At 60.0% G+C, this 10,259-nt stretch carries 11 protein-coding genes; 8 read left to right on the top strand and 3 right to left on the bottom strand.

Annotation, left to right across the window (positions count from 1 at the left end; translation table 11 throughout):
- The first annotated feature begins 196 nt into the window (after positions 1-196).
- Positions 197-694 carry a GNAT family N-acetyltransferase gene (locus tag ABJO75_RS08350; protein WP_348132916.1) on the top strand — a complete coding sequence of 166 codons (498 nt, stop codon included), beginning with the start codon at positions 197-199 and terminating at the stop codon, positions 692-694.
- A 59-nt stretch (positions 695-753) separates the two neighbouring features.
- On the opposite strand, the gene ABJO75_RS08345 is transcribed toward ABJO75_RS08350, so the two are convergent.
- Together ABJO75_RS08345 and ABJO75_RS08340 are read right to left on the bottom strand one after the other, a co-directional pair.
- Positions 754-1,716, bottom strand: a complete 963-nt coding sequence (locus ABJO75_RS08345; RefSeq protein WP_348132913.1) for an acetyl-CoA carboxylase carboxyltransferase subunit alpha — start codon at positions 1,714-1,716, stop codon at positions 754-756.
- A gap of 139 nt (positions 1,717-1,855) precedes the next feature.
- Positions 1,856-2,449, bottom strand: a complete 594-nt coding sequence (locus tag ABJO75_RS08340; RefSeq protein WP_348132910.1) for a LysE family translocator — start codon at positions 2,447-2,449, stop codon at positions 1,856-1,858.
- A 601-nt stretch (positions 2,450-3,050) separates the two neighbouring features.
- Here ABJO75_RS08340 and ABJO75_RS08335 point away from each other — a divergent pair.
- The 7 genes from ABJO75_RS08335 (at position 3,051) to ABJO75_RS08305 (ending at position 9,431) form a co-directional block, all read left to right on the top strand.
- Entirely contained in the window at positions 3,051-3,857 is an 807-nt protein-coding gene (locus ABJO75_RS08335; protein ID WP_348132907.1) for a hypothetical protein, read from the top strand.
- A 49-nt stretch (positions 3,858-3,906) separates the two neighbouring features.
- Entirely contained in the window at positions 3,907-5,043 is a 1,137-nt protein-coding gene (locus ABJO75_RS08330) for a D-alanyl-D-alanine carboxypeptidase family protein (RefSeq protein WP_348132918.1), read from the top strand.
- On the top strand, positions 5,040-5,678 hold the full coding sequence (gene tmk, locus ABJO75_RS08325) for a dTMP kinase (protein WP_348132905.1): 639 nt from the start codon (positions 5,040-5,042) through the stop codon (positions 5,676-5,678). The genes ABJO75_RS08330 and tmk overlap by 4 nt, the downstream gene beginning before the upstream one ends.
- Positions 5,675-6,802, top strand: a complete 1,128-nt coding sequence (locus ABJO75_RS08320; protein ID WP_348132902.1) for a DNA polymerase III subunit delta' — start codon at positions 5,675-5,677, stop codon at positions 6,800-6,802. The genes tmk and ABJO75_RS08320 overlap by 4 nt, the downstream gene beginning before the upstream one ends.
- Before the next feature lie 16 nt (positions 6,803-6,818).
- The gene (locus tag ABJO75_RS08315; RefSeq protein ID WP_348132900.1) at positions 6,819-7,625 is read left to right on the top strand and encodes a TatD family hydrolase; all 807 of its coding nucleotides are present in this window, start codon (positions 6,819-6,821) and stop codon (positions 7,623-7,625) included.
- On the top strand, positions 7,625-8,422 hold the full coding sequence (locus ABJO75_RS08310; RefSeq protein WP_348132897.1) for an MBL fold metallo-hydrolase: 798 nt from the start codon (positions 7,625-7,627) through the stop codon (positions 8,420-8,422). Before ABJO75_RS08315 ends, ABJO75_RS08310 begins: the two co-directional genes overlap by 1 nt.
- 76 nt (positions 8,423-8,498) lie before the next feature.
- Complete coding sequence (locus ABJO75_RS08305) at positions 8,499-9,431, top strand: AEC family transporter (protein ID WP_348132895.1); 933 nt, start codon at positions 8,499-8,501, stop codon at positions 9,429-9,431.
- Between the two features lie 70 nt (positions 9,432-9,501).
- Here ABJO75_RS08305 and ABJO75_RS08300 read toward each other — a convergent pair whose 3' ends face one another.
- Positions 9,502-10,170 carry a dimethylsulfonioproprionate lyase family protein gene (locus ABJO75_RS08300; protein ID WP_348132892.1) on the bottom strand — a complete coding sequence of 223 codons (669 nt, stop codon included), beginning with the start codon at positions 10,168-10,170 and terminating at the stop codon, positions 9,502-9,504.
- Between the last annotated feature and the right edge of the window lie 89 nt (positions 10,171-10,259).

Raw genomic sequence — 10,259 nt, 5'->3', positions numbered from 1 at the left:
ACCTCACTCGCGGAATTCATCAAGGCCAGCGGATCACCACCGCACAAACAGGCCGGACAGACGACAGTACTGACGAAAATGACCGCAGAAATCGCCTAAAAAAACTCTTGCAATGCAGGAGCCACCCACAGAGGACGTTCGACACAGTTGCACAAAGCGGATTTCTCATGGCAATTCCGAAAAAATGGGGTTCCCTGTGCCCGACATAGAGATCCGCCAACTCAAGAAGGATGATGTTGCCGCGTTCAAGGCGATACGGCTTGAAGCGCTTGAGATGGAGCCGGCGGCATACGCCAGCAGCGTAGAAGAGTGGGTATCTCTGTCTGACGACGAATGGGCCAGCAGGTTGCACATGCCCGTGTTTGTCGCTTTCAAATCCGGAGAGCCTGTGGGTGTCATGGGCTTGCTTCGCCAAAAGGCGAGCAAAATGAAGCACCGCTCAACCCTCATCATGGTCTACTTACGCGACAGCGCACGGGGACAGGGACTGGCGGAGAGTCTCATCGACGCTGTAGCGAGGTTTGCTGCGGAAAGTGGAGTATTGCAGATCGAGTTGAATGTGAGCAGCGAAAATGGCCGAGCGATCCGCTTCTACGAGCGGAACGGCTTCCGTGCCATCGGGCTCATACCGGCCGGGATGATCCAAGATGGCGCCGAGGTCGATGAAGTGATCATGGCACGTCGACTGACATAACCGTATGGCTGCTTCGTCCGCATACCTGACATAAGACCTCTTGCGGAACTCTATTAGCCTCAGGCTGCCAGCCCCTTGGTTCCCATGTCGAGATATTTGTTCCGGCGGTCAGCGATCAGGGCCGCGCGGTCCTTTTTCTTGAGATCACCAAGCATTGAGGCAATAGCTTTTTCCACCGAAGCCATGGCCGTTTCCTTGTCTCGGTGCGCTCCGCCCTTGGGTTCGGAAATGATGCGGTCGATCACGCCCAGCTTTTTAAGGTCTTGCGCAGTCAGACGCAGTGCTTCGGCAGCTTCGCGCATCTTTTCCGAGTTCTTCCAAAGGATTGAGGCGCAGCCCTCGGGTGAGATCACCGAATAGATGGAATGCTCCAGCATCGCGACACGGTTGGCCGTGGCAAAGGCCACCGCCCCACCCGATCCGCCTTCGCCGATGATCACGCTGACCAGCGGCACGCCAATTTGCAGGCAGGCTTCGGTCGAACGGGCAATCGCTTCGGACTGACCGCGCTCTTCGGCTCCTTTGCCGGGATAGGCGCCAGCGGTGTCCACCAGCGTCACGACCGGCAGGTTGAACCGATCGGCGATATTCATCAGGCGCACGGCCTTGCGATAGCCTTCGGGGCGGGCCATGCCGAAATTGCGCTCGATACGCGATTTGGTGTCGCTGCCCTTTTCGTGGCCGATCACCATCACCGGCTGATCCTGAAACCGGGCGAGACCGCCCATTACCGCCAGATCGTCGGCAAAGTTCCGGTCGCCAGCCAGCGGCGTAAATTCGGTGAACAGCGCCTTGAGGTAATCCTTGCAGTGGGGGCGCTCCGGGTGTCGCGCGACCTGGCACCGACGCCAGGGCGTCAGATCGGCATAGAGATCATCAAGCAGCTTGGCCGCTTTCTGATCAAGCGCTGCGGCCTCGTCGGCAACATCCATCTCTTCGTTCGCGCGCGCCAGCGCACGCAATTCTTCGGCCTTGCCTTCGATTTCGGCGAGGGGTTTTTCGAAATCCAGATACTGGGTCATAGTCGCGCTCCCGTGATTGATGCGTATATGGCCAATGGCGCGGGCGTTTGCAATTGCTGCCGGTGCCGGAATCTTATCCTGCGACGGCCACCACCGCCAGAGCGGTCTGGTATCGCGCCTCTCGTTCCGCCGTTTCCGATCAGGACCAGATCACCGGATAAAGCGATGCCACAAGCAGTGCCGCCATCGTCCAGTTGAACGCGACTAGCCGCGTCCGGTTGGTCAGGATGCGCGCCAGTTGTTGGCCAAGAAGGGTCCAGCTCCCCACCGAAGGCAGGTTGATCGCACCGAACACCGCCCCCACCAAAAGAACCGAGCCGAAGCTTTGCGACGGGGTATAGGCGCTGATCGCGGTCAGGGCCATCGCCCATGCCTTGGGGTTGACCCATTGAAAGGCGGCGGCCTGCAGGAAGGTCATCGGGCTGCCCACATCCGCCGTCTTGTCGACCGGGGCGGCGGTTGCGATCTTGTAGGCGAGGAACAGCAGGTATGCGACGCTGACCGCCTTGAGCAGGTCATAGGCCACCGGAAAGGCATCAAACAGGCGCACCAGCCCGGCCCCAAGAAGCAGGATCATCAGCACAAATCCCAGCCCGACACCCAACATATGCGGAATGGTCCGGCGAAACCCAAAGTTCGCGCCCGACGTCATCAGCATCAGGTTGTTCGGCCCCGGCGTGATCGACGAGACAAAGGCAAAAAGCGCGAGCGCCAGAAACAGATCAAAGTCCATGACCTGCTGGATAGCCCGAAAGGGCAGGTAAGTGTAATCTTGTTTTGTGCAGACGACCATCACTGTTGGAGATGGCAAAAACGTCAGATGAGTGATCGTGGATCGCGTGGGCGCAATGAATGGCGTGACGCTCGGTCACGCGTTGGTCGGGCATAGTGCGCAGCACCTAGATCAGAGTCTCAAGGCGCTCAACGCGTCTTAGCTCACTGCCAGTTCAAACCAGCCGCCGATGCAGGTCGTCAAAGACGATACCCGAAAGGTTGGCCTACACGATCCCAACCTTCTATCCCGTTTCGCAAAAGGTGAGTGGACGGACGCAGCGTTGCTATGCAAACGCCAAGGGCCATCACGCGAACACGGCAATTCATAGGCAGCAGCAATCGTACAATGTTCGCCGGCAAGCCCGAACATCGCCATGTCAGGCAGCCTTTCACGTGACTGTGACAACCGGGGATTTCTTGCCGAGCACATGTCTGCGGACTTTCAATGCCCAGACTGCCGGGTTATGATGTCGCAAAAATGGCGGTATGCGTCAAAGCAGTGTGACCGGAAAACCGGCCAGGGGCGCAAAAAACGCCTGTTTGCAGGCAAGGAACTTGGCATGATCCGAATAACAACTGGCAGCGGGCTTTCCTTTCGTTTGACCGGGGCTGTGCTGATCGCTGCAGCAGTTGCGGGTTGTGATGATGGCGGGCTGCTGCCAAAAACCGACAAACCGGATACGACCGGTAGCGCTGTTACCCCGAGCAAGACTGGCGAGCAGCGCGATATCGAAGCTCCTGACGTCTATGACATTTCAGAAGCCGGGCTTTGGGATGGCCGCCCGTCGCTGGGCGGCATCTGGGTCGCGCACCCGGATGTGACCGACCCGCACCGGGTTATCATCCGTAACACTGCCAACGACACATCGGTCGTCGGCGCATTGTTCCGTCGCGAACGGGACATTCCCGGTCCGCGCATTCAGGCATCTTCCGAAGCGGCCGAGGCCTTGGCCATGCTGCCCGGCGCGCCGGTCAATCTGCATGTAACCGCGCTGGTGCGCGAGCAGGTCGCCGAAGAGCCCGAAGCAGAAGAAACCACGGTCGAAGTCAGCGAAAACACCGCGCTCGCCGCTACTACTGGCGTCACCGAAGTCGACTCCACTGACGCGACTGAGGCCGCCGCGCCAAAGGAAAAGAAATTCCGCTGGCCCTGGGCCAAGTCCAAGGACGACGCCGAAATTGAAGGCCTAATCGAACCTCTGGAAACACCCGCCGACATTTCAGAGATGACGCTAGACGCAATCGAAGATTCCGCGGCGTTGCACAATCATGTCGACCATCATGCACAATTGGCACCCGAACGGGTCGCGGCGCTGGACCAAGCCGGGCAGACCGAGCGTTCCAAAGCCAAGCCCCCTATCACCTGACCAGGGAGAACGTCCCGTGAAACCCTCATTCAAATCTATTGTTTCTGCGATGATGCTTTGCATCTTGCCGCTGACGGCCCATGCCTTCGACACATCGGCCAAGGCCGCCTATGTGCTGGACCAGACCACCGGCACCGTGTTGCTGTCCAAGAATGCCGACGATCCGCTGCCTCCGGCGTCAATGTCCAAGCTGATGACCCTTTACGTTGCATTTGAGGCGATCCGTGATGGACGCCTGACGCTGGACGAACGCCTGCCGGTATCCACCCACGCGATGAGCTATAAGGGTTCAACCATGTTCCTGGATACCAACGACCGGGTGCGTGTCGAGGATCTGCTGCGCGGTATCATCGTGCTGTCAGGCAACGACGCTTGCGCCGTGATTGCCGAAGCACTCAGCCCTGATGGAACCGAGCCGGGATTTGCCCGCTACATGACCGAACGCGCCCAGCAGATTGGCATGACCAGTTCCACCTTCACCAACTCAAACGGCTGGCCACAGGCTGGTCATCGCATGTCGGTGCATGATCTCGCAGTTTTGGCGAACCGTCTGATTTCGGATTTCCCGGAATTCTATCCGCTGTTTGCCGAACGCGAGTTCGTCTTTGACGGGCGGGCCCCGTCCAACACCCGCAACCGCAACCCGCTGCTGAATCTCGACATTGGCGCAGATGGGCTCAAGACCGGCCACACCCAAGAGGCTGGCTATGGCCTTGTCGGCTCTGCCAAACAGGGGGATCGCCGGGTGATCTTTGTGATTTCGGGCCTCGAAACCGAAGCCCGTCGCGCAGAGGAGGCCGAGGCCATTGTTAACTGGTCGTTTCGTCAATTTGCCGAAAAAACCATCGCCAAAGCCGGTACGCCGGTCACAGAAGCCGAAGTCTGGATGGGGGGACAGTCCACGGTAGGGCTAGTGCCCGCAACGGACATGACAATCCTGTTGCCCGTACTGAGCGCCGGAAACCTCAACGCCGAAGTCGTCTATACCGGACCGATCAAGGCACCGATTGCCGAAGGTCAGGAGCTGGCCGAACTGGTGATCACGCCGGAAGGGCTGCCGGAAACGCGCCTGCCATTGGTTGCCGGTCACGCGGTGGGCAACGGTGGCTTTTTGGTCCGCGTCAAAACCGCTGCGCAATATCTGATCACACAATTCCTCAACGGTCCTCCGACGGAGGCAATGTGAACGCTCCGCAGCCCGGTGGCGGCACATTTCTGACCTTTGAAGGCATTGACGGCTCTGGCAAGTCGACGCAGGCAAGGCTGTTGGCCGATGCGTTGCGCGCAGATGGGCGTGACGTGGTTCTCACCCGTGAGCCCGGCGGATCAACCGGAGCCGAAGAAATCCGGCGGCTTGTGCTTGAAGGCGAGCCTGACCGCTGGTCGGCGGAAACCGAAATCCTGCTGTTCACCGCCGCCCGCCGCGACCATATGGAACGCACTATCCTGCCCGCCCTTGCAGCAGGCAAAGTCGTAATATGCGACCGGTTTGCCGATAGCACTCGGATGTACCAGGGACTGTCGCGGGGTGATCTACGCGGGTTGGTCGATACGCTCCACGATCTTATGATCGGGCGCGAACCGGACATGACGCTGCTGATCGACATGGACCCCGAAACCGGCTTGCAGCGTGCATTGGGGCGTGAAGGCACCGAAGAGCGGTTCGAGGATTTTGGCCCGGAGTTGCAACAGCAGATGCGCGCAGGGTTCCTTGCGCTTGCCGATGACTATGCCGATCGTTTCCGCGTTATTGATGGCAACCGCCCGGTCGAGGCCGTGGCCGCCGAGGTGTTCGCCACTGCAACCCCGGCTTTCGCATGAGTGATGGACCCCCTCCTGCAGATCAGGTTCCCGGCGCTCCGCACCCGCGCGAATGCCCGCATCTGATCGGGCAGGACAGCGCAGAAGCAACGTTTCTTGAAGCCTATGCAGCAGACCGTCTCCATCATGGTTGGCTTCTGACCGGCCCGCGCGGCGTCGGCAAGGCGACGCTTGCATGGCGCATTGCGCGGTTCCTGTTGGCAACCCCGCCGGTTGAAAACGACGGTCTGTTTGGTGCGCCCCCGCCGCCCGAAACGCTTGATGTCGATCCCGAACACCCGGTGGCACGGCGCATTCTGGCCGGGGGCGAACCCGGGCTCGCGTCGATCACCCGCAGCGTCAACGAGAGAACAAATCGCATGCGGGACGAGATCGTCGTGGATGATATCCGCAAACTCAATAAGTTCTTCGGTCTCTCCGCCGCAGATGGCGGGCGGCGAGTGGTCATTGTCGACACTGCTGACGACATGAATACGTCGGCGGCCAACGCGCTGCTCAAGATGCTCGAAGAACCACCGGCGCGCACCACGTTGCTGTTGATCTCACACCAGCCATCTGCCTTGTTGCCGACGATCCGCTCACGCTGCCGGACGCTGCGGTTATCGCCACTCAACCCGGAAGAGATGCAGGCGGCGCTGTCCCAGACCGGTGCAGAAATGCCCGCCGATCCCGATCAGACCACGCGCCTCGCGGCTCTCGCCTCTGGCTCGGTCGGTGCAGCGCTGCGTCTGATATCCCTCGACGGATTGCGCCTTTATGCGGAACTGATTGCGATCCTGAATTCGCTGCCCAAGCTCGACCGACAGCGTGCACTGGCCCTCGCCGAAACCGCCGCACAGCGCGGTGCGGCAGAACGTTTCGAACTGCTTCTGACCCTGATCGACATTGCCCTCGCCCGACTTGCCCGCACCGGTGCCACTGGCGCCGCGCCAGCGTCCGAGGCCGCACCAAACGAGGCACAGGTTCTTGCGCGGCTGTCAGAGGATGCCCAAAAAGCGCGCGCCTGGGCCGAAATCGCCGCGACAATCACCAGCCGTTCGCGGCATGGGCAGGCGGTCAACCTTGACCCTGCCGCGCTAGTCCTAGATACGGTTTTCAAAATGCAGGAAACCGCCGCGGGCTAGGCCCGGACCAAGGGCCATGACAGACACACCCCAAATCACCGACAGCCATTGCCACCTCGATTTCCCTGACTTTGAGGGGCAGCTTGACGATATCATCGCCAACGCCGCGACCGCGGGCGTCACGCGCATGGTGACGATCTGCACAAAACTTGCGAACGAACCATCCGTCCGCGCCATCGCCGAGGCCCATGCGCCGGTTTTCTACGCTGCAGGCACCCATCCGATGAGCGCGGCACAGGAACCGCTGGTCACGGTTGACGACCTCACCACGCTGGCCCGTCATCCGAAATTCGTCGGCATCGGCGAAACCGGTCTTGATTACCACTACACCGCGGAAAGCGCACAGATTCAGCAGGGCAGCCTGCGCATCCATATCGCCGCCGCCCGCGACACCGGCCTGCCGCTGATCATCCATTCCCGTGCAGCGGATGACGATATGGCGCAGATCCTCACCGAAGAGTTCGCAAACGGCGCTTACAACTGTGTGATGCACTGCTTTTCCTCTTCCGCCGCTCTCGCCCGTGCAGCCCTTGATCTCGGCTTCTACCTATCTATGTCCGGCATTGCCGCCTTTCCCAAGAGCCAAGAGGTGCGCGACATTTTCGCCGCCGCACCGCTTGACCGCATATTGGTGGAAACCGACGCCCCCTACCTTGCGCCACCTCCCCATCGGGGCAAGCGAAACGAACCGGCCTATACCGCTCACACCGCGCGCAATGGCGCCGAAGTTTTTGGCCTCGACTACGCCGATTTCGCCGCGCGCACACAGGACAACTTCGACCGCCTTTTTGCCAAGGCAGCCCGCTACGAGGCCGCCGCCTGATGACAGAACTCCGCTTTACCATCCTCGGTTGCGGGTCCTCTGGCGGCGTTCCCCGTCTTGGCGGCCATTGGGGCGATTGCGATCCCACCAACCCAAAGAACAGGCGCCGACGCTGTTCGATGCTGGTCGAGCGCGACGGCCCGGATGGCACAACCTCGGTCCTGATCGACACCTCTCCCGACCTGCGCAGCCAGCTTCTCGACACCGAAACCGGCCGGTTGGATGGTGTAGTTTACACCCATTCCCACGCGGATCACGTCCACGGGATCGACGACTTGCGGATGATCGTGTTCAACATGCGCGCGCGGCTTCCCGTCTGGGCGGATGGTGACACCCAAAACGCGCTGCTGTCCCGTTTTGGCTATGCCTTCGTTCAGCCCGAAGGCTCCCCCTACCCCCCGATCCTCGACATGAAGACCATCGACGGTGCATTTGAAATCGACGGCCCCGGCGGCCCGATCCCGTTCCAGCCATTCCGCGTCGGGCATGGGTCCATTGACTCGCTGGGGTTTCGAATTGGCGGCGTCGCCTATCTGCCGGATGTGGCCAAAATCTACGACGAATCCTGGGAGGCGCTTGAGGGGCTGGATTGCTGGATCGTCGACGCACTGCGCCGCGCGCCGCACCCGACACATACCCACTTGGAACAATCATTGGGCTGGATCGAACGCGTGGGCACAAAGCAGGCGGTTCTGACCAACATGCATATAGACATGGATTATGACACGGTCACGGCCGAAACCCCGGACAATGTCATCGCCGCCTATGATGGCCTGACCCTTCGGTTTCCGCTGTGATCGCCCTGCATTTCATCTTTGCCAAAATACTCCCGCCGGAGGCACCCCGCCCCCACCACACGCTAAACGGTTACGCATGTTTCAGACGCTGATCACCGTCATCCTGCCGGTCTTTCTGGTCATCGGTTCCGGTTATCTGACGACCCGATATCGCTATTTCTCGATCAATCAGATGGAAGCCCTGATGCGGTTCGCGCAGGGGTTTGCGATTCCCTGTCTGCTGTTTCGTGCCATCGCGACGCTCGATCTCTCTACAGGCTTTGACCCAAGCCTGCTGATCAGCTTTTACACCGGGGCGGCCATCTGCTTTCTGTTGGGCATCTACGGCGCTCGGTTCCTGTTCAAGCGTGACTGGGAAGACTGCATCGCCATCGGGTTCTGCTGTCTCTTCTCGAACTCGGTCCTGCTAGGCCTGCCAATCACCGAACGCGCCTATGGTTCCGATAACCTCGCAGGCAACTACGCGATCCTCGCCTTCCACGCCCCCTTTTGCTACGGGCTTGGCATCACCGCGATGGAGATCGTTTCCAATCGCGGTGGTCGAACCATCGAAGCCGCCCGCGCCACCCTCACAGCGATGTTCAAGAACGTGTTGATCCTTGGTATCGCTCTTGGTTTCCTGTTCAACCTCAGCGGCTTGACCATCCCCGAAGTCGCTGATGACGCACTGTCGATCATCACCCGCTCTGCCCTGCCCTGCGCCCTCTTCGCGCTCGGTGGGCTTTTGGTGCAATACCGCCCAGAAGGTGATCTGCGCACCATTGCCTATGTCTGCATCATCGCATTGATGATCCATCCGGCACTGGTCTGGATGTTCGGCCGAGCGACCTCGCTGCCACAGGATCTGTTCCGCTCGGGCGTGCTCAACGCCGCCATGGCTCCGGGGGTCAACGCCTATATATTCGCGAACATGTATGGCCGGGCCAAACGAGTGGCGGCGTCATCCGTGCTTATCGCAACCGGCACGTCGCTGTTCAGCATCTGGATGTGGTTGACGCTGCTGGGATAGCCGGGCAACCGCAAGTTGCTTCTCTTGGGATTTGCGTCGCGCAAACTTAAGTTCACACGTCATTCTGCCCTTAGCTCTTGCGCCGGGTAAATACCATCTTCTGGTCAGCGAGATCTTCCTTGTTTCCCGTCCATGCATAGGCAAGAAGCGCTGGTTCCCGGTCCCCAACGGTGATCCGGTGAAGATGCTCAGGTGGGTTGAAGATCAGCGACCCGGCGGCATAGACACCCTGATTGTTCTCGGACACCGCCCCGCTCAGACAAATATAACTTTCCGTAATTCCCTTGTGGGCATGCGCAGGATAGGTGCAGCCCGGCCCGAACAGCACAACACCGAGAATCAGGTCCTCACTGATCACCGGGCCCGCGGGACCACAAAGCTCGGCATAGGCATAATTGGCGGCCAATCCGCGTGGAACTTTCTCGTACCCGTACTGCCATGACAGCAATGGCGCGACCACCTGAAGGCTCTGCACTGCAGCCGCTAGCCTGTCCCGGCATCCGGCATCAAGTGACCGGCGCAAATGCGCTGTCACTGGCTTGATCGCAGGTGGTTGCAAAATCACCTGCGAATTGAGGCGAATCAATCGTGAAATCGCCGCCCTGACGGTGCGTTGGTGACTGCGGATCACGGCACTGCCGCCCGACGGCAGAAACCGATACATTTCGTAGAACTCCCGCAGCAGGTAGGTCCAGTCAGGGGCCGATTTCAGCGTCGCTTCGGACGGGATATGGGTCATGTCTGTTGCCTCAATCACGCGCAGATCGCTTAGGCCTGCTGTGTCTTGTCACGAATAGCAAGACCGGAACCCCACATTTAAATTGCATC

The organism is Sedimentitalea sp. (genome assembly GCF_039973035.1).
In the GTDB taxonomy this organism is placed as follows: domain Bacteria; phylum Pseudomonadota; class Alphaproteobacteria; order Rhodobacterales; family Rhodobacteraceae; genus Sedimentitalea.
The sequence above is the reverse complement of the archived record's forward strand: the minus strand, read 5'-3'. Positions and strand labels throughout refer to the sequence as shown.